The organism is Mucilaginibacter sp. P19 (genome assembly GCF_050632265.1).
Lineage (GTDB): Bacteria > Bacteroidota > Bacteroidia > Sphingobacteriales > Sphingobacteriaceae > Mucilaginibacter > Mucilaginibacter gossypii.
Genome location: NZ_CP192586.1, coordinates 5,459,782 through 5,485,740 on the forward strand (window position 1 = coordinate 5,459,782; position 25,959 = coordinate 5,485,740).

The following is a 25,959-nucleotide window of genomic DNA, read 5'->3' on the forward strand; positions in this document are numbered from 1 at the left end:
AAATGACTGGTTTTAACACCTGACCATTTAGGCTTAAAGGTAAAAAGCGTATTTTTAACCGATTTTTTATGCATCTACATGTTTCATAGCTTAGGAAAATATATACTCTTACTGCGTTTAAGTTTCAGGAAACCCGAAAAATTCAGTGTATACTGGGCCGAGATCATGCGTGAGATGGTTTCGGTGGGTATTGGCTCTTTGGGCATTGTTGCTATTATTTCGCTTTTTATTGGCGCGGTAGCTACCATCCAAACGGCTTTCCAGCTTATCAGCGATTTTATCCCCAAAACAGTGGTAGGCGGTATTACCCGCGATTCAACTATCCTGGAGTTTAGCCCTACCATATCGGCACTGGTTTTGGCCGGCCGCGTAGGCTCTGCCATGGCATCGCAAATTGGCACAATGCGCGTTACGGAACAGATAGACGCCCTGGAGATTATGGGTGTAAATGCCCCTGGTTATTTGATATCGCCCAAAATCATTTCCGGTGTTACCATGATCCCCTTACTGGTTATTGTTTCTGTAGGTTTAGGATTAACCGGCGGCTATATTGCCTGTTGGGCATCAAATGATGTATCAACCAACGATTATTTGAGAGGCCTGACCGACGGATTTAACCCGGTTATTGTCACCGTTTGCGCCGTTAAAGCGATATCATTCGGCTTCGTAATTACCTCCATATGTTCATACCAGGGCTTTTATGTTAACGGCGGATCACTTGAGGTTGGCCAATCTGCAACACGCGGAGTGGTGTGGAGCTGTATCATGATCCTGTTTTGTGACCTTATCATTTCACGCCTGTTACTATGATCGAAATACAAGACGTATATAAAAGCTTCGGCGAAAACGAAGTACTGAAGGGCATCACTGCAATTTTCCATCCCGGAAAAAACAACCTGATCATCGGTGGGTCTGGTTCTGGTAAAACCACCTTGCTTAAATGCATTGTTGGGCTGCATGAACCTACTAAGGGCGATGTGATTTTTGATGGCGAGAATTTTACCAATATGAATTTTGAGCAACGCGTGCCTATCCGTACTCAAATAGGGATGCTTTTTCAGAACTCGGCCCTTTTTGACTCCATGACAGTTGAGCAAAATATCATGTTTCCGCTTAACCTGTTCACCGATCAATCAAAAAGCGAAAAACTTGACCGCGCCAACTTTTGTCTCGAAAGGGTTAACCTTGCCGGCAAAAACAAATTATATCCGTCCGAACTATCAGGAGGTATGAAAAAACGTGTGGGTATTGCCCGCGCCATTTCCATGCAACCTAAATATTTGTTTGTTGACAGAACCTAACTCGGGCCTTGACCCGGTAACATCTATCCTGATAGATGAACTGATTGCCGAACTTACAGCAGAGTACAGCATTACTACCGTAGTGGTAACCCACGATATGAACTCGGTAATGGGGATTGGCGATCACATCATTTTCCTTCACCAGGGTAAAAAATGGTGGGAAGGATCGAATAAGGAGATAGCCAAAACCGACAACAAAGAGCTCAACGAATTTGTATTTGCCAGTCCGTTTATGCGGGCAGCGAAGGCAACTTTGTAGTTGACGGTTTTCAGTGGCAGTAAGCAGTGTGTGCAGAGTTATCTGCATGTATTTTTATAATAACTATATTTGCAACCAATTTATTGACTGGGGCATGCAAACTGCCAACAGCATACTGCAAACTGAATAAGAATGATCCAATTACTTACCCCAACGCACTGGAAAGATTACGAACTGATTGATTGCGGCGACTTTGAAAAGCTGGAACGTTTTGGGAATATCATACTCATCCGCCCCGAACCGCAGGCCGTTTGGAACAAAACCCTGCCCGCTTCAGAGTGGCAGCGCTTGCACCATATCAAGTTTAAAGGCCGTTCGGCAACATCAGGCGAGTGGTTAAAAAAAGATCCTAAAACTCCCGACCGCTGGCATATCGAATATAAAAACAAGGAAGGCGCCATTAAATTCAGGCTGGGCCTTACCTCGTTTAAACATGTTGGTATCTTCCCGGAACAGGCTGTAAACTGGGATTACATTAGCCAAAACGTTAAACGCTTCAAAACGCCAGATCCTAAAGTACTTAACCTGTTTGCCTATACCGGCGGTGCTTCATTAATTGCGCGCGCCGCAGGTGCCGATACCACTCACGTTGACTCCATTAAACAAGTAGTTACCTGGGCCAATGAAAATCAGGAAATTTCAGGACTTAAAGATATACGCTGGGTTGTTGAGGATGCCCTGAAGTTTGTTAAACGCGAATTGAAACGCGGTAAAAAATACAATGGCATCATTCTCGATCCGCCAGCTTACGGCAATGGGCCAAACGGCGAAAAATGGAAACTGGAAGATAATATCACCGAAATGATGCGTGATGTAACCCAACTGCTCGACCCTGAAGAGCATTTCCTGATCCTGAACACTTACTCTCTTGGATTTTCATCTGTAATAGTTGAAAACCTCATTAAAAGCTCGTTCCCGCAGGTGCAAAACCTCGAAATTGGCGAGCTTTACCTGCAGGCAACAGCCGGGCCAAAACTACCTCTAGGGGTTTTTGGAAAGTTTCATAAAATTAAAAGTAATTAATTTCCAATATCTATCTTTGGCGGCGACCAAACCAACACAATTGCTGCTTTATAAGTAGCTGGAAATTAAATTAATTAAACACGCCTTACATACACCTGCATTATATTGAACGTTAAAACAATGAAATTAAAAACGCTTGTACTATCCGCTACATTTGTGGCATCGGCAGCTTTGCTTTTAAACAGCTGCTCTCAAAACGGCAGCAATGCCAAAACCGACGGTAAAAAAACCGCCGCTGCAGTTAAAGGTGATTCGGCCCAGGCTGAAACAGCAGATACCTTAAGCGTTAAAAAATCTACCTACCCTCCTGTCGATAAAAAGTTGTACGATTCGTTGATGAAATTCAACGCGCACGGTGATACTACAGGCAGATGGCCAGTAAAAAATACACCTTATCCAATTGGTGGAGCTATTTTACCATTCAAACGTGTAGTTGCTTATTACGGTAACCTATACTCAAAAAGAATGGGCATTTTGGGCGAATTGCCGCCAAACGAAATGCTTGCCAAATTAAAAGGCGAAGTAAAACATTGGGAAAAGGCAGATCCTAAAACTCCTGTTCAACCTGCGTTGCATTACATTGCCGTTGTAGCCCAGGGCGATGGCGGTAAAGACGGCAAATTCCGTTACCGTATGCCATTTAAACAGATCGACAGCGTATTGGTACTGGCTAAAAAAGCCCATGCTATTGTATTTTTAGATGTACAGGTAGCTTTAAGCAACATCCGCGCAGAATTACCACTACTTGAAAAATACCTGGAATTGCCACAAGTACATTTTGGTATGGACCCTGAATTTTCGATGAAAGACGGAACTCATCCGGGTAAAAAGATAGGTACTTATGATGCCGATGATATCAACTACGTATCAGACTATCTTGCCAAAATTGTTAAGAAAAATGGCCTGCCGCCAAAGATCCTGGTAGTGCACCGCTTTACTAAAAAAATGGTAACCAACTACAAGAGTATCAAATTGCACCCGGAAATTCAACTGGTAATGAACATGGATGGCTGGGGCGAACCTGACCTAAAAACCGGCACTTACCGCTACTTCATTAACCAGGAGCCGGTACAGTTTACAGGCTTTAAATTGTTTTACAAAAACGACATCAAAAAACCACCTCACCACATGTTAACCCCTGAGGAGGTTTTATCAAGATACAAACCATACCCGATTTATATCCAGTATCAATAAGTCGGAAGTCTTAAGTAGGAAGTTAAAAGTCCTGAGTAGGTAATAATATATTATTTACTCAGGGCTTTTGCATTTAAAGCCATATACTTGAAAAATCAATTTTTGACTTAGAACTCCGAACTTAAGACTTAGAACTATGTTTAAATGGGGCATTATTGGTTGTGGGCGAATTTCGCACAGGTTTATGCAGGGATTTGCAGCTGTTGACGGTGTTGAACTCGTAGCTTCTTATTCCCGCCGGCCTGAAACTGTTGATGCCTTTGTTGCACAATATGGAGGTATAGCATGTAGAAGCATCGATGAATTACTCGCCAGTGATATCGATGCCATTTATATAGCTACGCTGCCTGACAGCCATGCCGCTTACAGCATTGCCGCACTTAAAGCTGGCAAGCATGTGCTTTGTGAAAAACCGGTTACTGTTAATCTTGCCGAACTGGACGAGCTGCTTGCTGTTGCTAAACAAACCGGCTTACTTTTTATGGAAGGAATGAAACCGCCCTTCTACCCTTTATACGGCAAATTAAAAGAATATATTGCTAATGACCCTATCGGCCCGGTGGGTTATGTAAGAGCAGGTTCTGCCGTGGCCGATTGTCCGCCGGGTCATCCAAATTATAATCTTGAACTTGTTGGCGGTAGTCTGATGGGCATTGCCATTTACGAAGCTTTTTTAGCACTCGACTGGCTCGGTCCCATGCAAGATATTCAAACCATGGGCAAGTTTGGTGAAACCGGAATCGATATGTTTGCCATTTTTCAAACACTGCATCAAAACGGTTACGCACAACTATATTGTGGCTTTGATATGCATGGAAAAGGCGACGCGCTAATAGTGGGCACGCTGGGACATATTACCATCCACAAAAACTGGTGGAACCCTGCAAAGGCAACTATCAGCTACCTTGATGGCCGCACAGTAGAACTGAATGAACCATTCATCGCCGGAGGGCTAAATTATGAGATCATCCATTTCTGTGAACTCATAAAGCAGCGCAAAACCGAAAGCCCGATACTGCCACACGAACTGTCGAGACAAATGATAGCTATGATAGATCAGGCGAGGGCACAAATAGGTTTAAAATATCCGGTGGAAAAGTAAAATATATAGTAAACAAAAAATGTCATTGAGCGAAGTGCGGCAATGACATGGGCTTTTAATTTATCTTATCGTTTTACCCCAAAATTAAAATTCCGAAATCCGGTATGCTAATTACAGTTTAGCCGAATTAAGCACGGGGTTTTGACTGGCGTTTACCTGGTAGGTGCAGATAGCATTTTGCTCATCAACTTCAACTATGCGGTAGCCTTTGTATTCAGTACCCCAGTCGCCGCCTATATGCGAATCAAAAAAATGCGGGAGCTTATCGGTGTAGCGTACGCCATCTAACAAATGATCATGCCCGTGAAAAACAGCTTTAACGTTAGGATAAGCATGCAGCAATTGAATAGTTTCAGGACAATCAACAAATACATCATTCTTAACCCATTTGGTAGGTGGGATATGCAGTATCACAAAAACAATTTTTTTGTCGGCAAATTTATCTAACGACACCTTGAGGAAAGCATTATTAGGGCAGGTATAAACACCTTTGGTATCGGCAGTGTGGGCCAGTACGAAGCCTATATCGCCAAACTCTACCGTGTATTTATCTTCATAACCAAAAGCATTCTTCCAAACTGTGGCATCCGCAAAATCATGATTGCCGGGGATGGTATGGTAGGGGACATTTAATTTATCAAGGTATTTTGTTTTGATCTCCGGGAGCAGGTCCGGGCGATTGTGTACCAGGTCGCCGTTCACGATAACAAAATCAAGGTGATTTTTGCTATGATCCTCGTTTAGCCATTTAATCATATTGCCGGTATGTAAAGGAAAATCGGTATCCGGTTGACCGTAGTGGATATCAGAGGCCAAAGCAAACCGCAATTTAAGGTTAGCACCGGTACTACGATTATACTGGTCATTTTCGGCAGCAAAACTGTTAACAGTGGGTAAAAGACTTAAGGCGGCAACACCTGTTAAGGCAGTGCCAAAAAATTCGCGGCGCGAGGTCATAGGCTATTATTTTACGGCAAAGGTAGGCTTGAGGTGTTAAATGAAAGTTAAGAAAACACCTAATTTGACGTGCCCTGTTATAGACCGTATGAAGTTTATTCCAGTTTTAACGGCGGACCTACAAGTTGCATATCATGGTCGTTAAAAATTTTGGCGAGTTCCTGTTTTGTTGGTTCATGATCTAACGCTTGCATTGTTACAAAAAAATCTTCAAGCTTGCCAGCAGGTTGAAATATAACCGTCATTTTTCCTTTTTCAGATACTTGCGTCCATGCATGTGGTACATTTCGGGGTAAAAAAACACTATCGCCTGTACTTAAATGGAACTTATCTTCACCAACCTGGAAGTAGTAGGCGCCATCTAAAACATAAAATATCTCGTCTTGCAAGGGATGCACATGCAATGGAGTACCCCGGCCTTGCGATAAACTTGTTTGTTCAAAAATAGCCAAGTCGCCGTCGGTATCACTGCCAGATACTTTCACATCCATTATATTTGAATTGACCCCTTTTAATTTAATATGCCCATGTATACGGCCTTCTCCCGCACTTATTTTAAATCCTTTGTTTACCCGCATAAATCTCTTTACACCTGTAGAAAAGGATGTTAAAGGCATTGCAGCAAAAGCTAACATGGCAGTAATGAAATTATTTCTTTTCATGGCGAAGCGCTTTTATATCGGTTTATAAAAAGAAACTTGTTAATATCTTACCTTATTGATATAAAAGTAGTTATAATTATTCAGTTACGCTAATCCCTAAATATTCTTACGTAATTGGGGTGCCGTTTTAGTTGATATATACTTGAGGGCTTTAATATTGCCCGCAAACATTCACTGGTTAGATGGGCATATACCGAAAAGCTCGGGGGCCGAGGTCATAGGATATTACTTTATTTATAAACGTTGTCTTGTGATGTTAAATAAAAGTTAAGAAACTATTTGAATCAGAATTTCAGAATGCTTGAATTTTCAGAATTAAACATATCACATTCCGGACATTCTGAAAATTCTGATTCAGACAATTTACCTCAACCCCTTTTCTTTTAAAAACTTCACCAGTGCCGCAGGATGATCAGTTTGCAAACCTTTCAGGCCCACTGCAAGAGCTTTGCTCCAATCCGCAGGGCCTTCACCTGCACTTTGGATATCAGGCCAAACCGGGATGTGATATTCTCCGGCCAAGGCTACCATATCAGCAGTGTATTGGTTATAAGATCCGTCAAGAATATCGGGGTGATACTGATCAATGAAGCTTTTCATGCCGGCAGTATTTTTAACACTATCGGGCAGGCTCAGCATCAGCGGCATTTTCGGTGCAGATTTACGCCAGCCTGTAAACTGAGCCGCGCTGTTGATATAAACCAATACCTGTTTTTCCATACCATACTCTTTGATCATCTGATAAGCCTGTTCGGGGTCTGCAGCCTTAAAATCAAGGTAGATGCCTATCCGGTTTTTACACAATTGCAGAATCTGCTTAAAGGTTGGGATCCGGAATGCCTGTTTACTTGCTGTATCTTTGCTTTTAACCTTTAACTGCAGCAACTCGGCAAGAGTAAAATCCTTCAGTTGCCCTTTACCATCAGTCATGCGGTTGATACTGCCGTCATGCATACTTACCAGTTCACCATCTTTGGTGGTACGCAAATCTATCTCTACATAATCGGCCTCATTTTTTATAGCCTCTCTATATCCTTCAAGTGTATTTTCAGGATAAATGACGTGATCGCCGCGGTGGGCAGCGACTATAAACTTATGCCTTGAAACGGGAGCCGGGTTGGCCTGCCACCCATCACCGGGCAGCAGCCATAGTAACCCTAAAATTGTTAATAGTTGAAAACGCATCGTATTTTATTTTTTACCTGTAACACTATTTATCGCCTCCCCCACTTCATGACTGGCTTTAAAATCAAAGCCCAATAAATTGGCTATGGTTTGAGCCAGTTGCTTATGATAAGTTGTTTCACCTTGTTTCATTTCTCCTGATGCCGGGGTATCCGGGCCAATAACGGCAAACCAGGTTTGCTCTGAATGCAACACGTCCGACCCATGGTCATGCCATTTTTTCATTGGCTCATCACCCCTGCCATGGTCGCAGGTGATGATCAGGGTAGTTTTGTTTTTATAAGCAGGCTCTGACTGGATATAATCCCAAAGTTGTTTTATAAAGCCATCTTCCTGTTTAATACGGTCAAGGTAAAACTTATAATTGCCTGCATGGGCCATATCATCCGGTTCATCAAATGAAACATACAATGCACGCGGCTTATATTGCATCATATAGTTTTTGGCAAACTCAAATGTCAGGAAATCGATCCGCGTTGAATCGCTGATATAACGGGGTGCTTCCAATTGCAGTTCATTCAGGTGTTTCAGGCGGTCATTCATCCCCGCAATTTCTAAAGGCATAAAACCCGCGTTAACTAAAATACCGGCACGCTGAGGGCTCAGGATCTGTGAAAAGCGCTCCCATGATGCAAATGCAGCCACCTTGTTTTCAAAACCTTTTTGTTTGTTCAAAAACTCAAGCACATTCATGTTTGGGTTATAGATACCATCGTTGGTGTTCATCAGCTTATCGGGGAAACCGGTAAATATTTCATTGTATCCCGGGTATGAAAAATGATACGGGTTGGCTACTTCATCCTTGCTGCCCAGATCACGGTTTCCATACAGTTGTCCTTTTTCAACTACCGTGCTCCAAAAGAAAGGCATCAGCAGTTTTCGACGATCGGCTGCGGCCTCCGTCCAGAATTTTTTACGCACATCATTCTTATCATGCGTATCATTTGAGTTGATAATGGCCGAATCGGCACCACGGAAAACTTCCTGCCAGCGTAAACCATCGATAGTGACGATAACTACGTTTTGGGTTTTATGCTGGGCGCTTAAGGCCGAAAACGACAAAGTGAATAATGCAAATAAGATAACTTTTTTCATGGCTTTTGTATTTAATGATAAAGGCCCCTGATTAGCGGGGCCTTTATGCAGATTAATTAAAACGTATAAGCTGAGGTTATTTAAGTATATACATAACACCGTTAATATCATCGTTACCGCCATACTGACTGGCTAACGCTTTGTTATAATTATCGGCATTTGAAGTACGCTCTGATTGCGGATATTGGAAACGGGTTGCTATACGACCACCGTTACCAGTACCTGGCCCTGTTGTAAAGGTTGGTATACCGGTACGACGGTATGTAAAATATGATTCCAAACCCGAGTGACGGAATAACGCCAGGTATTTTTGCTGCAATATTTTAGTTAAACCAGTTGTACCGGTAGTATATTTAACACTGCTTTGCGAATAGTAGGTAGCCCAATCAACGTTGATGGTGTAAGTATCGTAGTTAGATAAAGCAGCTACGTTGGTTGAACCAGGGCGGTAAAAATAAGCGGTGAAAGTACCTGTACCAGTTGGGATACTGTAGAAAGCAAACGAAGCCTGTATTCCTTTGATATAATAGTCTTCCGCATTTCCTGTAGCCCAACCTCTGTTAATACCTTCGGCTATGTTAAACATCAGCTCGGGGTAGCCTATTTGTATAGAAGGCTCGCCGGTATAAGTTGAGTAATAACGTTTCCTGTTAAGGAAAGAATATTTCTGCAAGCCTGCATTGTTATACATTACACCTAAATCCAGGCCCGGATCTGCACCAATAAATGATGAAAATGCAGTGGGACTTTCTTTCAGGTTATCAACATTGTACCGCGCAGGCTCAGCCGTTACAAACACGCGCGGATCTTTTAAGCTTGTTAATAAACCGATGTAAGTAGCCGAGGTGTTTTTACGTGAACCACTCTGACCAAAGTTATCAGGTGTTTGCGGATAATAGTTAGTTGGCGAAACAAAGGTGTATTGCAGGTTGTCGGTCGCGCTGGTCATTAAAGGGTATTTTGTTGGATTACCCAAAATCGTAGCGAATTGATTTACAACATCAATATCAGCAGTTTTTTTGCTTAACTGTACAAGCAACCTAATCCTGAATGTGTTTACCACTTTTTGCCACGCAGTTAAGCTATTGCTAAGGTAGATATCACCGGCAAGCGTATTGTCGCCTGCGGCAATTAATGTGGTAAGATCAGCATTGGCGCTCTCCAACCAGCTTAATGACTGGGTCATTACTGTTTTTTGAGTATCATAAGTAGGAGTTAGATTAGTTAATCCCTGTAAAGCTTGTGTCATTGGGATATCGCCTTCTTCCATACTCATTTTGCTAAAAAAATAAGCTCTGAAAAATTTGCCTAAGGCGCTATATGGGTTAACTGCTTTGGCTCCGCCTTTAACAGCCTGGTTTTCCATAGCCGCAACATTTTTCAAGGCGTTGTAATAATTGTCGCCGCTGCCAAAATCATAACGGTTATTTCCGTAGTAATCGTAATTATTGATATAGTATTGCGAATAAGTTTCGTCGGAGCCATCAGGCATATCGACCATGCTGTTTAAAATGCCATTGAAAAGCAACGACGCTGGCACAGCATTAGGTACGTTAGGGTTAACGGTTAACTCCTGGAAGCTTTTTTGCAACCCGTTACCGTTAGTATCATAAATACCGGCAATAAGTAAATTAAAAATATCTTTTTCATATCCATCTGTTAATTAGAATGATAAATTCAGGTTAAATCCGTAGCTACGAATTGTTGGTGATTGCAATACGGTTTGCGCCTGGGCACCGTTGTATTGGTCAAGATCCACGTCTTTAAAGCGTTTGTCACCGTAGAAGTACAATAAGTTACGGCCATAAAGTGATGCAGATATTTTCTGTATAAAGCTTTTCTGCAACCAGGCTTTAGGAAAATCAAAGCCAAAGCTAACTTCACGCAATTTGCTAAAGGTTTTGCTCATCAGGTTTGATTCGTCAACACCGTAATATTTACTAACATAATCCTGTACAAAGGCAGTTTGCTTGTTAGGAGCATATTGCAGAGCGTTGTAATTTAACACTGCACCTGTTTTTGAATCGTAGTTGATAGCGGTACCGTTAGATACTACCACACCCTGGCCAACGTAAGTACCATTGTAACCAGTTACGCCAAAGTTTTTCCAATCCTGGTAACGTGCATCGCCAAGGGCGCCGGTAGCTGTTTCGATGTTTGCACCGCCACGCATGGTTTTGTTGTGCATGTAATCAATAATTACACCGCCAACCGAACCATCAAACTGGAAACCCATGGTAAAGTTTTTGTACCGTAATTTGTTAGATACAGCCCAGGTGTATTTAGCATTCTCGTTACCCAGGTATTGAGCAACCGGTTTAACTAAAGGCTTACCGGCAGCATCGTTGATGACCTGGCCATCAGGAGTCCTTACAAATGCCGATCCGTATAATTTATCTGTACGGTCGCCAACTTTAAAGAAGGTATTGTAAGTATTCTGACCAGCAGGCAACTCTTTGTAAATCTCCTTATTTGTAGCTACGTTTACTAACACGTTCCAGGTAAACCCACCCAGGTTTTTGATAGGAGTACCCTCGATAGTTCCTTCATAACCTGACCTTTTAGTTTTTAGGGCGTTTAGATAAAGGATACTGTAACCTGAAGCGGTAGAAATTGGGTTAGCTAAAATTCGCGGACCATCGATGTATTGGAAAGCTGTAGCGCTTAAACCTAAACGGTTTTGCAGGAATTTAATGTCAAAGCCTTCCTCATAGTTAACACGGGTTGAAGTTTTGATATTATTAATGTATAAGTAATTGGTTGCATAACCAGCAGTTGTATTATTGTATGGTTTGCTGGTTGAATAGGATGTATTTAAAGAATAATCCGGTCCGTTATATGGCGAAGTATAAGTTGAACCATACCCCAGCGGATTGTTAAATAACGAAGCACCTGTGCTACCACCAAACGCGGTGATTGAGCTAAATGGAGCAGGGCCTATAGTTGAGCTTGAAGCATCTGCTTTTACGTTAGCATATGAACCACGCGCTTTCAAAAATGAAATGAACTCCGGCATTTTAACATAATCAGAAATTACTGTAGCCAAAGAAGCACTTGGGTAAGTGTAAGTTGTAGCGTTTTGGAAAGCGCTTGACCTGTCACGACGGTAAGTACCAGATAAGGTAGCATATTTACCAAATGACATATCCAATGAAGCATAAATACTAAATACTCTCTCTGATGCGTTGAAGCTGGTTGCCTGAATAGGGTTTTTTGAGTTGCTGAACGCATAAACCTCAGGTACGTTCAAATAATCTGTTGATGTCCAGCTTGAGTTATATGACATCTCACGTAAGTTAGAACCAACTAAACCCGACAGATTTAAGAATTTCTTGATGGTGTAGTTATAGTTCAAGATCAACTCCGTGTTGTTATCAAATAAGTTCCTGCGGTCTTCGCGGTAGTCGCCCTGGTTACCTTCACGTCCGTAAGGGTGGGCACTAAAAGGAAGTTTTTCTGTACGTAACAGATCATAGGTATCAATTTGTGAACGTAACCTCAAATTCAAGTTATCATTGAATTTATAAGTAGCACCTAAATAGCCATAAACGTCGTTTTTGTAATGACCACGGGTCCACTCCTTTGTTAACAGGTATGGGTTATGGTAACGTTGATATTCGGCAAATACCGATTGAACTCCGACTTTACCTGGCTGCCAGATCGCTTTAATATCAGGCGCTTCGATATTCCAGTCAGCCCCAGTCCAAACAGCAATATTATAGATGATACTGTTAGGGCCATACTGAACATCAGGGAAATTATCAGTTGACTGCCTGTTGAAATCTATATTACCTTCAAAAGTTAATTTAGGAATTGGAGTAAACGAAGCGTAAAGATTAGCGTTAGCTATATTCAAATATTGTGAAGGAATATAGCTTGTTTGATGTTGCTGCGACACCGAGAAACGGGTTACATAATTATCGCCAACCGCGCCAATAGAAACGTTATTATTTGTTTGGCTACCAACTTGCAAAAAGCGCTTCAGGTTGTCTTTACCTCGGGCAACCCACGGTGTTCCCTGGCGAACGCCGTTAACAACAGGGCTGTCATACTGGGGAATAAGCTGTCCGTTAAAGTAAGGACCCCAAACGTCGTAGTCACCGTCTACACCACCAGGTGCACCGCCTTTACCATCAACAAACTGGTAAAAAGTATTTTCGCCCGGACCAAATGAACTTTGTATACGAGGAAATGCAAGGAAACCTGTGTTTAATACCGTGCTGCTGTTTATATCAATGGTTAAGCCTTTCTTGTTTTTAGCACCATTTTTGGTGGTGATCAATATAGCACCAAACTGTGCGCGGCTGCCATACAGGGCTGCGGCGGCCGGGCCTTTCAATACTGTATATGTTTCAATATCATCAGGACTGATGTTATAAGTATCTGTATTAATAGGGAAACCATCAACAACATATAAAGATACCTGGTTACCCCTGATCAATACGTTAGGGTTACCCAATAATTCGGCTGATGGGCCTACCGATACACCTGCAACTTTACCTATTAAACCTGTAACAGGATTAGGATCGCGAGCAGTGGTCAACGCGTCGCCTTGCACTGTTTGAATTGCATAGCCAACTCGCCTGGTTTCTTTTTTGATACCAAGAGCTGTTACAACAACTTCATTAAGTGATTTATTATCGCCTGTAAGGCTTACGTTTATAATTGGTTTATCACCTACAACAACGGATTGCGAGGTATAACCAATAAAAGAAAAAACAAGGGTTTGACCTGCGCTGGCGTTTATTATATAACGGCCATCAATATCGGTAACAGTGCCTTTATTTTGCTCTTTAATTCTTACACTTACGCCCGGCAGGGGCAAGTGCTTGTCATCGGTAACAGTACCGCTTATTTTGGTTTGTCCGAATAAAATAGATGGAGCTACGCAAAATAACAAAACCGTTATTACGGTTTTTAATCTCTGGTAAATCTTGTTCATCTGCTAAAGTTTAAGGGTGAAACAGTCAAATTTTTCATGCAGCAATACTAAACTTTGTTTATTATTAGTAAACTAATTTAGTATTAAGCTATACTTAACTTGATGTTCACCCTGTGTTAAGCAGGTGATTTTTGTAACAGGCAGATTATATATTAATCACAAAAACTTAATATTATATTATTCATTTACCACTTGCAGATGCGCCAGGGCAATAGCTTTTAAATGATCAAGGTTATTTACGGGTACATGCATTTCCTTGGCCATGTCATCCCAGTACCGCAGTCTGATGATAAGTTCAGCATCCTGGTTTAATTCAAATTCTGCAGCCTCGGCCTCAGTCATCACGCCTCCCTGAAATTCGAGGGTAGCTTTACTGGCATCCGATAAACGGTTATAATATTCGGGGTATTTATAGGTAAGATATCTTTTGGCAATTACATGGCCCTGCACCAGATTGGCAACCCTTTCAGAAAACCCACGCTCCAACAGGTAATCGGCACCCAGGCGCTCATGGTCAACATTGCCCATGCCATCCATACTTCCTGCTTCTTCAGCATCAGCACAAAGATGCCCTATATCATGAAAAAACGCAGCAAGTACAACCTCATCGTCATAGCCCTCAGCCTCAGCAAGCGAAGCTGCCTGCGACATATGCTCCAGTTGAGAAACAGGCTCCCCTATATAATCGGCATCGCCAAATTTTTCGTATAAAGAAAACACTTCAGCAACTACAGCTTTCGGATTATAATGAGATGGTACCATGTTATTAAAATTTTTAGTTACAAATAAACAGCATACAGGTTAGGTAATTATTAAATATTCATGAAATATATTATCGGAACCCATATTTAACATTAATTTCTTACAGAACGCTTAGACAGACAATTTCAAAGCTCACTTACTGTTTATTGAAACTTAACTAATACAACAATATTACATAGATATCCGTTAACATTTACACTATGCTGTTCAAAGCGTAACAAAAAAATCATTTTGGATAAATAGCCTGATTAATTACTTTGCGCACCAAATAACCAGCTTTAAATGGAAGAAGACATACTGATACAGATCAGTAACCGCATAAAAGAACGCCGCCGGGAAAAAAATATAACCGTACAGGAGCTTGCCATGAGGGCTAACGTAAGCAAAGGCCTGATATCTCAAATTGAAAATAGCCGCACTATCCCATCGCTTATCGTACTGATAGATATTATTAAAGCACTGGAGATAGACCTGAACGAGTTTTTTAAAGATATGCGTTCAAAAAGCGATCATCTCCCAGTTTTAGTAAAGCGCAAACACGAATACGATCATTTTGAAAAAGAATATGCCGATGGTTTTCATTACCAGCGCATCTTTACGCAATCGATAAGTCAAAGTACTGTTGATATTGTAATATTGGAGCTTGAGCCCGATGCCTCCCGTCCGCTTGTTGAAACCGAAGCGTTTGAATATAAGTATATCCTCTCCGGGCAGGTTGCTTACCAGTTTAATGACGATACCGTAATTCTTAACCAGGGCGATAGCATGCTCTTTGACGGGCGCATCCCCCATACCCCAAAAAACATGGGCGATACCACGGCCAGTATGCTGGTGGTATACTTTTTTGAAGAGAAGAAGTAGGTTGATTGGGTTGATTAAATGAATGGTTAATTGAGTGGAGGGTGCCACTTTTGTTTCAGAGGCTATAACAAAATCCAACCCTTATCAACAAAAAAACTCCGGTTAGTGCGCCCACTCTGTAGGTGCTTTGCCAAATTCTTTTTTAAACGAATGGGAAAAATGAGCCAGGCTTTCAAACCCTAAATCGAGGTAAATTTCAGATGGTTTACGGTTTTTGTTTTCGATGAGATGGCGCGCCTCTGCAAGCCGCCTGGTTTGCAGCCAATGCCGGGGCGAAGTATCAAAAGTTTTTTGAAAATCGCGTTTAAACCCCGCAAGGCTTCGGCCGGTAAGTTGCGCGAATTTCTCGACAGATACGTTGAAATGAAAATTGCTCAGCATAAATTTTTCCAGGTCGATTTTATGCGGCTCAGAAAAATCGAACAGGAAATCTTTAAGCTCGGGCATAGTATGCAGCAGCAAGTGTACGGCTTCCCTTACTTTCAACATGCCCAGTTGTTTGGTTATTTTTTCGTTGGGATGGTGCACATAAGGAATCACCGATTGAAAAAAGCCCCGAAGAAATTCATTTTCGGGGATCCTGATATTGGGTTGACCAATGTATTTCCGTCCCGGTTCTATCTGTTCTTCCAGGGCAAGCTGCCGCAGCATATCTTCTTTCAGGCAAATGATGATGGTTTGATAGTCACCGCCATCAACGGGCATTTTGACGAGTTCGCCCAATTGATTTTTGCGGATCAACATCATTTCGCCGCCTTTCATCGAAATTTTTTGATTAGCGGTTTCGATGCTGAATTGTCCTGAAACCTGTAATACCAGGGTGCTATGCTCAAAAAAACCTACCTTTTCCTTTCTCATCCTCGAGAAAAAAGAATAAAAGATTACGCCTGGAATTATTTCGGTTGGATTGGTCACTATGTAAATATATAAAATAAGAGGGGCTTATGCAGCCCCGTCCATTTATCGTTGCAGGTATGTACCACCTAATATTGCCCCCTGGGTAAAAGCAGTTTTAAGTGTATTCATTTCATCGGCACTAAATTCAATTTGCATCGCCTGTATATTTTCAGGCAGGCGCGATCTGCGGCTCATGCTCACCAGTGGCATAATGTTATCGCCCTGGGCGTTTACCCATGCAATAGCAAGTTGGGTAGGCGTATAGCCTTTGTCGCTGGCCATTTGCTTTAACACTTCAACTTTTTCAAGGTTCTTTACCAGGTTGTCTCCCTGAAAACGTGAAAAGTGATTATGATAACTATCCGCCGGAAGCGGCGCTTTCATATCGCCCGTAAGTAAACCTTCGGCGGTATTGGCAAATGCGACTACGCCAATGCCCAGTTCTTTAGCAGTAGGCAGCAGATCGTTTTCAATTTGCCTGTCGGCTAATGAGTAGCCAATTTCCAACGCGGTTACCGGGTGTATGCTGTTGGCTTTACGCAATTGCTCCGCAGTAATTTCAGAAACACCAAGGTGGCGTACTTTTCCTTCCTTAATCAGGTCGGCAACGGTACCTATTACATCTTCTACAGGTACGCTATTATCCAGGCGGCAAGGCTGATACAGGTCGATAGTGTCGATACCTAATCGCACTAACGAATAATTGATGAAGTTTTTAATGGCAATAGGGCGAAGGTCTAAGCCAAGCCATTGACCATTATAAAAAATAGCGCCAAATTTAACGCTGATAAACGCGTCGTCCCGACGGCCTTTAATGGCCTTGCCTACCAATAACTCATTATGACCGGCACCATAAAAATCGCCGGTGTTTAAAAAATTGATGCCACTATCTAAAGCTGCTTGTATGGTAGCGATACTTTCGTTTTCATCATTGGCTTTGCTGCCCCAAACTGATGACATGCGCATACAGCCCAGGCCCAGTTTTGAAACCAGCGGACCGTTTTTGCCCAAATTTATTTTCGTTATGTTCTCCATAGTTGATATTTAATTTAAAACAAATATCAGATATCTTGTTCATGACGGAATTTCTTGCATGGCTCAATTTACTTGTCTGTATGGCTCAAGTTTTTACGATAATTTTTTTTAGAAACCCCGTACATACGTTTCCCGTTTGAAAATTAAGGGAACAAAACCAACCACAAACCTCCCCTTAACCAAACTTTAACACTAATTTAGTTTAATTTTAATAAAAAAGTTTAGTATTGCTAAACAATTATATTTGTTATTATGAGCATAAAATTAGTGGTATTTGATATAGCCGGCACTACGGTTAAAGATGATCATGAAGTTAGCAAGGCTTTCAGGGCTGCCATGCAAAAGTCTGGTTACGAGGTTGAACTGGAGAAAATAGACCCTTTGATGGGCTATGAAAAAACCCTGGCCATTCGTAAAATGCTTGTTGAACATGAAGCCGATCAATCATTGATTACCGACGAACTGGTAACAACCATACATAAAGAGTTTGTACAGCAAATGATTAATTTTTACCAGTTTGAGCCTGGCATTGACCCCCTGCCAAACGTAGAGGAAACATTTGCTAAACTGCATGAGCAAGGCGTTAAAGTTGGTATCAATACCGGTTTCTCGCGCGATATTGCCGATACTATTGTAAACCGCCTGCAATGGCACGAGAAGGGGCTGATCGATTACGTTGTTGGATCGGACGAAGTTGAACTTGGTCGCCCGCATCCTTTCATGATCCAAAAAATGATGCTTGAGGCCGGCATAACAGATGCTTTGGAAGTTGCTAAAGTAGGCGATACTGAGGTTGATGTACGCGAGGGCCAAAACACCGGCTGCAAATATTCAATAGGCGTAACCACCGGCATTTTTACCCGGGCCGAGCTGGAAACCTATAATCCTACCCATATTATTGACGATATTGCACAAGTAGTTGACATCATAAATCAATAAAACATGAGGCTGATTGAAAGTTTACGTGCAAAAGTAGCCCAATGGCCTTATGCACTGATTTCAGTTTTGGCAGCGGTTTCGGCTTTTGGAACGTATACATCCATGTATGCTTTCCGTAAGGCATTTGCAGCGGCAACTTTCACTGGTCACGAGTACTTTCATGTTGATTATAAGGTTTGGCTGGTTATAGCGCAGGTTATCGGCTATATGAGCAGCAAGTTTTACGGCATAAAATTTATAGCCGAAGTAAACGGCAAAACCCGTGCACGATATATTTTAACCCTTATCGGCATTGCCTGGGCGGCGCTGCTGGCCTTTGCTTTTGTACCGGCCCCGTGGAATATTGCGTTCCTTTTCATCAACGGTCTCCCGCTGGGCCTTATCTGGGGCCTGGTTTTTGGTTACCTGGAAGGCCGCCGCTCAACTGAGTTCATGGCTTCGGTATTATCCATCAGTCTCATCTTTGCATCGGGCTTTGTAAAAACAATAGGGCGTACACTTATAAGCAGTCTTCATGTAAATGAATATTACATGCCTTTTTTAACAGGTGCTGTATTCGCATTGCCGCTGTTATTTTTTGTAGGTTGTATGGAGCTTATCCCAGCACCTACCGCCGAAGACATAAGTTTACGCTCCGAACGTACCCCCATGAACGCCACAGAGCGCAAACAATTCGTTATCCGTTTTTTACCGGGTATTATCCTCACCCTGATTGTTTATGTGCTACTTACTATTATGCGCGACGTACGCGATAATTTCGAGGTAGAGATTTGGGCAAGCCTGGGCATTAAGGATAACAGCATTTTTACCACTACGGATATAAAAATTTCGCTGGTGGTATTAGTAGCCATGAGCTTGCTTATCCTTGTCAGGAAAAATATCCGTGCCTTTAGTATTATTCATTTAATGATCATTGCCGGTTGTGTACTGGTGGGTATATCAACCATCATGTTTACCTTTAAAATGATAAGCCCAACCTTATGGATGACCCTGGTAGGCCTTGGCTTATACATGGGCTACGTTCCTTACAATGCTATATTTTTTGAACGGATGATAGCATCGTTCCACTATAAAAGCAATGTGGGCTTTATCATGTACATTGCCGATTCGATGGGCTACCTTGGCAGTGTTAGTGTTTTGCTGGTAAAAGAACTTGGTCGCCCCTCAATAAGCTGGGGTGCCTTTTTTCGGGAAGGCGCAATGACGGTAGCCATTGTTGGCGGAATTTGCGGTATTTTATCGCTCATTTACTTTTTGCAAAGCGCTGCCCGTGATAAAAAAGATAATTGCAGATGAAACTGATGAGCAACAAACTCTAACTTTCAATCCAGCCAATCAAATCAATTGAGGTTTGAACAATTCAAACCGATGAACCAATGAACTATTGAACCAATGAACAATAACAAAAGTGCAATAATCATAGGCGCAGGCATTGCAGGTTTGGCTACAGCCCGCGCTTTGGCCGTTCGCGGCTATCAGGTAACCGTATTTGAACGTAACGAACGCGCGGTGGGTGCTTCCATCCGGAACTTTGGTATGGTATGGCCTATAGGACAGGCTACCGGACCAATGTTTGAGCGCGCCATGCTATCAAAAAGCATTTGGAAAACAGTTTGTACCGAGGCTAAGATCTGGCATAATGAGGTTGGCTCGCTACACCTTGCTTATCATGATGATGAACTGCAGGTAATTGAAGAGTATGTAGATGTAAACAAGCAATACCGTGATTGCGCTGTGCTAACTCCGGGCGAAGCTGTTTCAAAATCGCCGGCAATTAATACCGATGGCTTGAAAGGCGCCCTGTGGAGCGGCGAGGAAATGATTGTTGAATCGCGGGTAGCCATCGGGCAGGTGGCAGCTTATCTTGCCGAAAAATTTGGTGTCGAATTTCACTGGAACACTGCTATCAGCCGTATCCAACATCCCAAAGTTAGTTCGGGCAACCAAAGCTGGGAAGCCGACGAGATCTATGTATGCAGCGGCGCCGATTTTGAAACTTTATATCCGGAACTATTCGCACAAACACAGATCACCAAATGCAAACTGCAAATGATGCGTTTAGTTACCCAGCCCGATGAATGGCGCATAGGTCCGTCGTTATGTGGTGGCTTGTCTATGATTCATTACCCGGGGTTCCAGGCCGCAGCTTCATTGCCAGCCTTGCGCAAACGCTATGAAGAACAATATGCCACACACCTTAAATGGGGCATCCACGTAATGGTATCCCAAAATGGCAGCGGCGAGCTTACCATCGGCGATTCGCACGAATATGGTTTGGTTCATGATCCCTTCGATAAAGAATTTATTAATAATTTGATAATTGAATACTTACATACATTCGCCAATTTTAAAGACTGGAAAATGCTGCAGTCATGGCACGGCATCTACCCTAAAATGACCAACGGCGCGTACGAACTTATCATCGACATTGAGCCTGGGGTAACCCTTATCAATGGCCTCGGCGGTAACGGCATGACCCTGTCATTTGGCCTATGCGAGCAGGAGATTGCCCGGCGGAAGGACGGTTAGTTTTTTAGACCATAGTCCATGGTCGATAGTCCATGGATTGAAAAAACTGCATATCTTGGTTTTTCAATAAGCCAACCATAGCTTATTGGCTATAACTATTGACAAAAACAATAACCAGGTCTATGAACTTTCGACCATAGACTAAAAACAAAAAACCATGGTCTATGGACTATCGACCATGGACTAAAAATAAAACTATGTCTGATTCAAGGAGAGATTTTCTTAAAAAAGCAGCCCTGCTAACCGGGGCGGCCGGCCTCGCAAGCGTTTTACCCCAATCTATTCAAAAAGCAATGGCCATTAACCCCGCACCGGGCAGTACTTACCTGGATGCTGAGCACATTGTGATCCTGATGCAGGAAAACCGCTCGTTTGATCATACCTACGGAATGCTGAAAGGGGTACGTGGTTATAATGACCCACGGGCTATTGATTTGCCGAATAAAAACAAGGTTTGGCTGCAATCGAACAAAAAAGGCGAAACTTATGCCCCTTTCCACCTTGATATCAAGAATACCAAAGCAACCTGGATGAGCTCGCTGCCGCATTCCTGGAGCAACCAGGTTAATGCCCGTAACGATGGCAAGTTTGACCAATGGCTTAACGTTAAACGTAATGGTATTAAGGAATATTCCAACATGCCATTAACTATGGGTTTCCACAATCGCGAGGATATCCCATTTTACTATGCCCTGGCCGATGCCTTTACCGTTTGCGATCAGAACTTTTGCTCATCCCTGACAGGTACAAATCCAAACAGGCTGTATTTCTGGAGCGGTACTATCCGTGCCGAGCAGCATGAAAATTCACTTGCACACGTTTGGAATGACGATATGGATTATGGCACCCTCAACTGGGCTACCTTCCCTGAGCGTTTGGAGGATCATATTATATCATGGAAACATTACCAAAACGAAATTGCTATTGATACTGGTTTAGAGGGCGAAGAAGATCCATGGTTATCAAATTTCCAGGATAATCCACTTGAGTTTTTTGGCCAGTACAACATCAAACTTTACGATAAACACATAGCCCATCTGCAAAAAAATCAACTGTTTTACCTGATGAAATAGCAGCCGTTGAAAAACAGATTGCTGCATCGCCTGCAGGCGATGCCCACATTGATCACCTGCAAAAACAGCTTAAACAAAAACAGCGCGACCTGGAGAATACGAAAAAGGACATGGCAAGCCTCGATCCTAACAAGTTTGCAAGCCTGCCGCAGCGCGAAAAAACCTTCACCAGAAAGGTTTTGTAACCAATACCAATGATCCGCACTATCGTACTCTAAGTCCGCTGAAATATAATGATGATGGCACCGAACGCGAAGTTTTAGTACCTAAAGGAGATGTATTACACCAGTTCCGTGCCGATGTAAAAGGAGGTCAATTACCTACCGTAAGCTGGCTATCGGCGCCCGAGCATTTTTCTGACCATCCAAGCTCGGCCTGGTACGGTGCATGGTACGTATCTGAAGTGCTGGACATCCTTACCCAGAATCCCGAAGTTTGGAAAAAGACTGTTTTCATTTTAGCTTATGATGAAAATGATGGCTACTTTGACCACGTCCCTCCTTTCACCGCGCCTAATCCGCATAAACCGGGCACCGGCAAGGTATCAGCAGGTATCGACCCAAGCGTTGAATTCGTTACTTTAGAACAGGAAAAAGCGCGCAATAACTTCCCGGAAGTATTTGATCGTGAAAGCCCGATCGGTTTAGGCTTCCGTGTGCCGTTGGTAATTGCTTCACCATGGAGCCGCGGCGGCTGGGTAAATTCAGAAGTGTTTGACCATACTTCAACCCTGCAATTTTTAGAGAACTTTTTAAGCCACAAAACCGGCAAAAAAGTAACCGAACCTAATATCAGCCAATGGCGCCGTACAGTTTGCGGTGATCTTTCAAGCGTTTTCCGTCCATATAATGGCGAGAAGATCGAGAATCCGGAATTTGTTGCAAGGGAAGCATTTTTGGAGAGTATTCATAAAGCTCAATTCAAAAAACTCCCTTCGGACTATAAGCTGCTGACTGCCGATGAAATTGCGCAGATCAATAAAGATCCGCACTTATCACCGTACATGCCGCAACAGGAAAAAGGGATCAAACCATCATCCGCATTGCCTTACCAGCTTTATGCAGATGGCAAACTGAGTGCAGATAAAAAATCATTCGAAATTAAATTTACTGCGAGTAACAAAGTCTTTGGTGCAAAAGCGTTGGGCTCGCCATTTAACGTATATGCTCCCGGCAAATATGCTACGATGAATGATCCGCAGAAAATGGAAGACCTGCGTGCCTGGGCCTATACCGTTAAAGCCGGTGATACCCTCTCGGATGTTTGGCCTTTACATGAGTTTGAAAACAGCGAATACCATTTGCGCACCTATGGCCCTAACGGCTTCTTCCGCGAGTACCTGGGTAACGCCGCCGATCCGTTAATTGACGTTATTTGTGAATATGAACAGCTTGCAGGGAAATTAACAGGTAACATCGCCCTGAAAATAACAAATCATACAAGTAAGGCCCAAACTATTACGGTAACAGATCATGGATATAAAACCGGCGATCACAAAGTTGCTGTAAAAGCAGGTGCCAGCACAACAATCGCTTTAAATTTAAGTAAAACCCATAGCTGGTATGATTTCAGCACAAAGGTTGACGGGTTTGGCAGCTTTACAAAACGCTTTGCAGGCCGTGTGGAAACAGGAAAACCGGGCTTCAGCGATCCATTAATGGGTAAAGCATTAGCATAATATTTAAACTTACTAAAATGCAAAAAATGTAGAGGCGCATAATTGCGTCTCCCGGAGGACAAGTCGATTTAAAAGTGCTCCAATCGCCGTAAATTGCAAGCGGGAGACGCAATTATGCGCCTCTACATTCGAAAAAATTTAAACAATCTTTCAGAAACGGTTCAGATAAAACTTCTTTTAATCGCCAGTAGCTCCGGTTTTATGAATTGCCGATGACATTGATTTTGTAACCCACTATTGCACTTTTTAAAACAACATTATACATTTGTGTAATCAGTTACATAATTAGTTACTTATCAATATGGAGTTTTTTAATAAAGTGGGAAAAATGGCTATAGGCAGCAGGTTAAGGATGCTTACCGAAACCATGGTGGAAGATGCTGTGCGGATCTACAAATTATATGATATCGATTTTCAGCCTAAATGGTTCCCGGTTTTTTATGTATTGCAGGATGGCGGCGAATTTACAATTACCTCAATAGCCAGGGAGATTGGTCACTCCCACCCTTCTGTAAGTAAGATTATTGCCGAAATGGTGAAGAACGGTTTTGTTATTGAGAAAAAGGATAAGGCTGATGGCAGGCGCAATATGGTAAGCCTGTCGGCTAAAGGGATTGAGGTTGGAAAAAAATCCAAGACCAGTATGCAGATGTGACTAACGCCGTTGAAGAACTTTTAGCCCAGGCGAATCATGACCTATGGAAGGCTATTGAAGAATGGGAATACCTGCTGGAACAAAAATCATTGTTGCGCCGGGTACAGGCACATCAAAAAATAAGGGAGAGCAATAAAGTACACATCGTGCCTTATGAACCTAAATATGCCCGGGCTTTTAAAGCATTGAATGAAGAATGGATCTCCAAATACTTCGTAATGGAAGATGCCGATTATAAGGCCCTTGATAACGCCGACAGTTACATTATCAACAACGGCGGCCATATCCTGGTCGCGCTTTATAATAACGAACCCGTTGGTGTATGTGCCCTACTGAAAATGGACGATCCTGATTATGACTATGAGCTTGCTAAAATGGCCGTTTCGCCAAAGGCGCAGGGAAAAAATATAGGCTTTTTGCTCGGACAGGCTATTATCGAAAAGGCCAAAGCCCTTGGCAGCCATAAACTTTACCTGGAGAGTAACACCATTTTAAAACCGGCCATCAGCCTGTATCATAAATTGGGCTTTGTTAAGGTAGCAGGCAGGCCTTCACCATACGAACGTGCTAATATCCAAATGGAGCTTGAGTTGAAATAAATAGCCAGTTAACGGGTTTATTGCTTCCATCAATAGATCTATTAACTATTGCATAACAATTGTGAATAAATTCAACAAACAGTTTATAGTATTTTTTGTTTCTTGCAATTGAAACTTAAACACTATATCTATATGAAACATAAAAAACTCCTGCTCCCTACACTAATATACCTATTGTCTTTGAAAAACTTCAAAAAACATCTTATCATTTGCCTGGGTATCTGCCTATTTTGCAGCACTGCTGTACAAGCCCAGTTTGGCGGTTTTGGGAAAGCCATATTGGATAAAGGAGCCGATATGGTATCGGGCGGCAGCCTTAATAAATTGCTGAAACAACCGCAGGCCATTACCACCAGTTTTAATGACGTTAACAAGGCAGGCTCCAAGCCACCATCGTTTATGGAAGGGCAGGTAGCCGAGCCTTTATACCTTTTGCCAAAAGCACCCGGGGGCGGTTTTAAGCTTTGCGCCGGTTTTTATGAAATGACCAGCAAAAGCTATTGTCTGCATGCTGGTACTCGTGGCCCCAGTACAGGCGATGGGTATATGCTTGCCCCGGTGCTTGGGCCAAAGCGCGATGTGGTGATACTGATATTAAAACATGCTGAAACTCATCCCGAGGTTGACCAGCATAGCATCCAGATATTATTATGGTCGATTATTGCACGCACCAGGTTTGTTGATATGGGGTCCGATATTAAGCTTACTGCGACCAGGCTGCTATCAGCTAATGAACTGTTAATGCTGGAAGGCGGTGCGTTGGGTGTATTGCCCGCCAGTGTAATGGATAAAGCTAAAAGCCAATTGCCGCCTGCAGTTCAAAGTGTTTTTGAGGCTGAAAACAATATCCGCCGATTAGCTGCCTCTGGTAATTCATCTTACGAAGAGATGGAAAAGTATGCCATGTTAGCCGGTTTGGCTCCGGCGCCTGATCCGGCGGTACCATCAGGCATATGGTCATTACACCCTGATGGATATTACATCCGGTTTTATCCGCATAGCTATTCAAAAACCACTGTACAGATCTACGTGCCGAAAGAACTCCTCAGCACAAAACCCGGTTTGGTTTACGACGGGCCTAATGGCATTGCCTGTCCGGCCAATGTAGGTTCGCAGCGCCTGGCTCAAACCAATGAACCGCTAAATCCTGATTATAATCAAAAATTAAAAACGATCTGTAATCAATAGATAGGGGAAAGGTTAAAGGGAAA

General features: G+C 42.6%; 22 protein-coding genes and 1 pseudogene. 14 read left to right on the top strand and 9 right to left on the bottom strand.

Annotated elements, in window-relative coordinates; translation table 11 throughout:
- Positions 1-78: 78 nt before the first annotated feature.
- The 5 genes and pseudogenes from ACQ86K_RS26730 (at position 79) to ACQ86K_RS26750 (ending at position 4,879) form a co-directional block, all read left to right on the top strand.
- The gene (locus ACQ86K_RS26730) at positions 79-810 is read left to right on the top strand and encodes an MlaE family ABC transporter permease (RefSeq protein ID WP_090529338.1); all 732 of its coding nucleotides are present in this window, start codon (positions 79-81) and stop codon (positions 808-810) included.
- Positions 807-1,560: pseudogene (locus tag ACQ86K_RS26735) on the top strand (ABC transporter ATP-binding protein). The gene ACQ86K_RS26730 and the pseudogene ACQ86K_RS26735 overlap by 4 nt, the downstream one beginning before the upstream one ends.
- A 132-nt stretch (positions 1,561-1,692) precedes the next feature.
- The gene (locus ACQ86K_RS26740) at positions 1,693-2,583 is read left to right on the top strand and encodes a class I SAM-dependent methyltransferase (RefSeq protein ID WP_091165327.1); all 891 of its coding nucleotides are present in this window, start codon (positions 1,693-1,695) and stop codon (positions 2,581-2,583) included.
- Between the two features lie 120 nt (positions 2,584-2,703).
- On the top strand, positions 2,704-3,777 hold the full coding sequence (locus ACQ86K_RS26745; RefSeq protein ID WP_091165325.1) for a DUF4148 domain-containing protein: 1,074 nt from the start codon (positions 2,704-2,706) through the stop codon (positions 3,775-3,777).
- A gap of 136 nt (positions 3,778-3,913) precedes the next feature.
- On the top strand, positions 3,914-4,879 hold the full coding sequence (locus ACQ86K_RS26750; RefSeq protein WP_091165322.1) for a Gfo/Idh/MocA family protein: 966 nt from the start codon (positions 3,914-3,916) through the stop codon (positions 4,877-4,879).
- Between the two features lie 111 nt (positions 4,880-4,990).
- Here the strand turns inward: ACQ86K_RS26750 and ACQ86K_RS26755 are convergent, their stop codons facing one another.
- The 7 genes from ACQ86K_RS26755 to ACQ86K_RS26785 form a co-directional block, all read right to left on the bottom strand.
- Positions 4,991-5,836 (bottom strand): metallophosphoesterase family protein, encoded by an 846-nt coding sequence (locus ACQ86K_RS26755; protein ID WP_091165319.1) that lies wholly within the window; start codon positions 5,834-5,836, stop codon positions 4,991-4,993.
- Between the two features lie 95 nt (positions 5,837-5,931).
- A complete protein-coding gene (locus ACQ86K_RS26760) occupies positions 5,932-6,498 on the bottom strand; it encodes a cupin domain-containing protein (RefSeq protein ID WP_091165316.1) in 567 nt (188 codons plus the stop codon).
- A 363-nt stretch (positions 6,499-6,861) separates the two neighbouring features.
- Entirely contained in the window at positions 6,862-7,683 is an 822-nt protein-coding gene (locus ACQ86K_RS26765) for a glycerophosphodiester phosphodiesterase family protein (protein ID WP_091165313.1), read from the bottom strand.
- Positions 7,684-7,689: 6 nt separating this feature from the next.
- Positions 7,690-8,778: an alkaline phosphatase family protein gene (locus ACQ86K_RS26770; RefSeq protein WP_176844423.1), complete on the bottom strand. Its 1,089-nt coding sequence runs from the start codon at positions 8,776-8,778 to the stop codon at positions 7,690-7,692.
- Between the two features lie 76 nt (positions 8,779-8,854).
- Entirely contained in the window at positions 8,855-10,369 is a 1,515-nt protein-coding gene (locus ACQ86K_RS26775; protein ID WP_431199089.1) for a SusD/RagB family nutrient-binding outer membrane lipoprotein, read from the bottom strand.
- A gap of 72 nt (positions 10,370-10,441) precedes the next feature.
- Positions 10,442-13,720, bottom strand: coding sequence for a SusC/RagA family TonB-linked outer membrane protein (locus ACQ86K_RS26780; protein ID WP_091165308.1), 3,279 nt, complete (start codon positions 13,718-13,720; stop codon positions 10,442-10,444).
- 177 nt (positions 13,721-13,897) lie between these two features.
- Positions 13,898-14,482 carry a phosphonate degradation HD-domain oxygenase gene (locus ACQ86K_RS26785; protein WP_091165304.1) on the bottom strand — a complete coding sequence of 195 codons (585 nt, stop codon included), beginning with the start codon at positions 14,480-14,482 and terminating at the stop codon, positions 13,898-13,900.
- A 282-nt stretch (positions 14,483-14,764) separates the two neighbouring features.
- Between ACQ86K_RS26785 and ACQ86K_RS26790 the strand changes: the two genes are divergently transcribed.
- Positions 14,765-15,343: a helix-turn-helix domain-containing protein gene (locus tag ACQ86K_RS26790; RefSeq protein ID WP_091165300.1), complete on the top strand. Its 579-nt coding sequence runs from the start codon at positions 14,765-14,767 to the stop codon at positions 15,341-15,343.
- A 102-nt stretch (positions 15,344-15,445) separates the two neighbouring features.
- Here ACQ86K_RS26790 and ACQ86K_RS26795 read toward each other — a convergent pair whose 3' ends face one another.
- Positions 15,446-16,201, bottom strand: coding sequence for a helix-turn-helix domain-containing protein (locus ACQ86K_RS26795; protein ID WP_256337384.1), 756 nt, complete (start codon positions 16,199-16,201; stop codon positions 15,446-15,448).
- A gap of 102 nt (positions 16,202-16,303) precedes the next feature.
- Complete coding sequence (locus ACQ86K_RS26800) at positions 16,304-17,275, bottom strand: aldo/keto reductase (protein ID WP_091165294.1); 972 nt, start codon at positions 17,273-17,275, stop codon at positions 16,304-16,306.
- 252 nt (positions 17,276-17,527) lie between these two features.
- On the opposite strand from ACQ86K_RS26800, the gene ACQ86K_RS26805 reads away from it, so the two are divergent.
- The 8 genes from ACQ86K_RS26805 (at position 17,528) to ACQ86K_RS26840 (ending at position 25,936) form a co-directional block, all read left to right on the top strand.
- Positions 17,528-18,214 carry an HAD hydrolase-like protein gene (locus ACQ86K_RS26805; RefSeq protein ID WP_091165290.1) on the top strand — a complete coding sequence of 229 codons (687 nt, stop codon included), beginning with the start codon at positions 17,528-17,530 and terminating at the stop codon, positions 18,212-18,214.
- 3 nt (positions 18,215-18,217) lie between these two features.
- Positions 18,218-19,510 (top strand): DUF5690 family protein, encoded by a 1,293-nt coding sequence (locus tag ACQ86K_RS26810; protein WP_431199090.1) that lies wholly within the window; start codon positions 18,218-18,220, stop codon positions 19,508-19,510.
- Positions 19,511-19,606: 96 nt separating this feature from the next.
- On the top strand, positions 19,607-20,743 hold the full coding sequence (locus ACQ86K_RS26815; RefSeq protein ID WP_091165287.1) for a TIGR03364 family FAD-dependent oxidoreductase: 1,137 nt from the start codon (positions 19,607-19,609) through the stop codon (positions 20,741-20,743).
- A 197-nt stretch (positions 20,744-20,940) separates the two neighbouring features.
- The gene (locus ACQ86K_RS26820) at positions 20,941-21,816 is read left to right on the top strand and encodes an alkaline phosphatase family protein (RefSeq protein WP_431199091.1); all 876 of its coding nucleotides are present in this window, start codon (positions 20,941-20,943) and stop codon (positions 21,814-21,816) included.
- Between the two features lie 223 nt (positions 21,817-22,039).
- The gene (locus tag ACQ86K_RS26825) at positions 22,040-23,494 is read left to right on the top strand and encodes an alkaline phosphatase family protein (RefSeq protein WP_431200940.1); all 1,455 of its coding nucleotides are present in this window, start codon (positions 22,040-22,042) and stop codon (positions 23,492-23,494) included.
- A gap of 301 nt (positions 23,495-23,795) precedes the next feature.
- A complete protein-coding gene (locus ACQ86K_RS26830; RefSeq protein WP_431199092.1) occupies positions 23,796-24,149 on the top strand; it encodes a MarR family winged helix-turn-helix transcriptional regulator in 354 nt (117 codons plus the stop codon).
- Complete coding sequence (locus ACQ86K_RS26835; protein WP_431199093.1) at positions 24,146-24,748, top strand: GNAT family N-acetyltransferase; 603 nt, start codon at positions 24,146-24,148, stop codon at positions 24,746-24,748. The genes ACQ86K_RS26830 and ACQ86K_RS26835 overlap by 4 nt, the downstream gene beginning before the upstream one ends.
- 180 nt (positions 24,749-24,928) lie before the next feature.
- Entirely contained in the window at positions 24,929-25,936 is a 1,008-nt protein-coding gene (locus tag ACQ86K_RS26840) for a hypothetical protein (protein WP_143020723.1), read from the top strand.
- The last annotated feature ends 23 nt before the right edge of the window (positions 25,937-25,959 follow it).

What these genes read in the sequence shown, in the direction of transcription:
- ACQ86K_RS26730 (WP_090529338.1), top strand. Translation starts at nt 79, where the DNA reads ATGTTTCATAGCTTAGGAAAATATATACTCTTACTGCGTTTAAGTTTC.
- ACQ86K_RS26740 (WP_091165327.1), top strand. Translation starts at nt 1,693, where the DNA reads ATGATCCAATTACTTACCCCAACGCACTGGAAAGATTACGAACTGATT.
- ACQ86K_RS26745 (WP_091165325.1), top strand. Translation starts at nt 2,704, where the DNA reads ATGAAATTAAAAACGCTTGTACTATCCGCTACATTTGTGGCATCGGCA.
- ACQ86K_RS26750 (WP_091165322.1), top strand. Translation starts at nt 3,914, where the DNA reads ATGTTTAAATGGGGCATTATTGGTTGTGGGCGAATTTCGCACAGGTTT.
- ACQ86K_RS26755 (WP_091165319.1), bottom strand. Translation starts at nt 5,836, where the DNA reads ATGACCTCGCGCCGCGAATTTTTTGGCACTGCCTTAACAGGTGTTGCC.
- ACQ86K_RS26760 (WP_091165316.1), bottom strand. Translation starts at nt 6,498, where the DNA reads ATGAAAAGAAATAATTTCATTACTGCCATGTTAGCTTTTGCTGCAATG.
- ACQ86K_RS26765 (WP_091165313.1), bottom strand. Translation starts at nt 7,683, where the DNA reads ATGCGTTTTCAACTATTAACAATTTTAGGGTTACTATGGCTGCTGCCC.
- ACQ86K_RS26770 (WP_176844423.1), bottom strand. Translation starts at nt 8,778, where the DNA reads ATGAAAAAAGTTATCTTATTTGCATTATTCACTTTGTCGTTTTCGGCC.
- ACQ86K_RS26780 (WP_091165308.1), bottom strand. Translation starts at nt 13,720, where the DNA reads ATGAACAAGATTTACCAGAGATTAAAAACCGTAATAACGGTTTTGTTA.
- ACQ86K_RS26785 (WP_091165304.1), bottom strand. Translation starts at nt 14,482, where the DNA reads ATGGTACCATCTCATTATAATCCGAAAGCTGTAGTTGCTGAAGTGTTT.
- ACQ86K_RS26790 (WP_091165300.1), top strand. Translation starts at nt 14,765, where the DNA reads ATGGAAGAAGACATACTGATACAGATCAGTAACCGCATAAAAGAACGC.
- ACQ86K_RS26795 (WP_256337384.1), bottom strand. Translation starts at nt 16,201, where the DNA reads ATGAGAAAGGAAAAGGTAGGTTTTTTTGAGCATAGCACCCTGGTATTA.
- ACQ86K_RS26800 (WP_091165294.1), bottom strand. Translation starts at nt 17,275, where the DNA reads ATGGAGAACATAACGAAAATAAATTTGGGCAAAAACGGTCCGCTGGTT.
- ACQ86K_RS26805 (WP_091165290.1), top strand. Translation starts at nt 17,528, where the DNA reads ATGAGCATAAAATTAGTGGTATTTGATATAGCCGGCACTACGGTTAAA.
- ACQ86K_RS26810 (WP_431199090.1), top strand. Translation starts at nt 18,218, where the DNA reads ATGAGGCTGATTGAAAGTTTACGTGCAAAAGTAGCCCAATGGCCTTAT.
- ACQ86K_RS26815 (WP_091165287.1), top strand. Translation starts at nt 19,607, where the DNA reads ATGAACAATAACAAAAGTGCAATAATCATAGGCGCAGGCATTGCAGGT.
- ACQ86K_RS26820 (WP_431199091.1), top strand. Translation starts at nt 20,941, where the DNA reads ATGTCTGATTCAAGGAGAGATTTTCTTAAAAAAGCAGCCCTGCTAACC.
- ACQ86K_RS26830 (WP_431199092.1), top strand. Translation starts at nt 23,796, where the DNA reads ATGGAGTTTTTTAATAAAGTGGGAAAAATGGCTATAGGCAGCAGGTTA.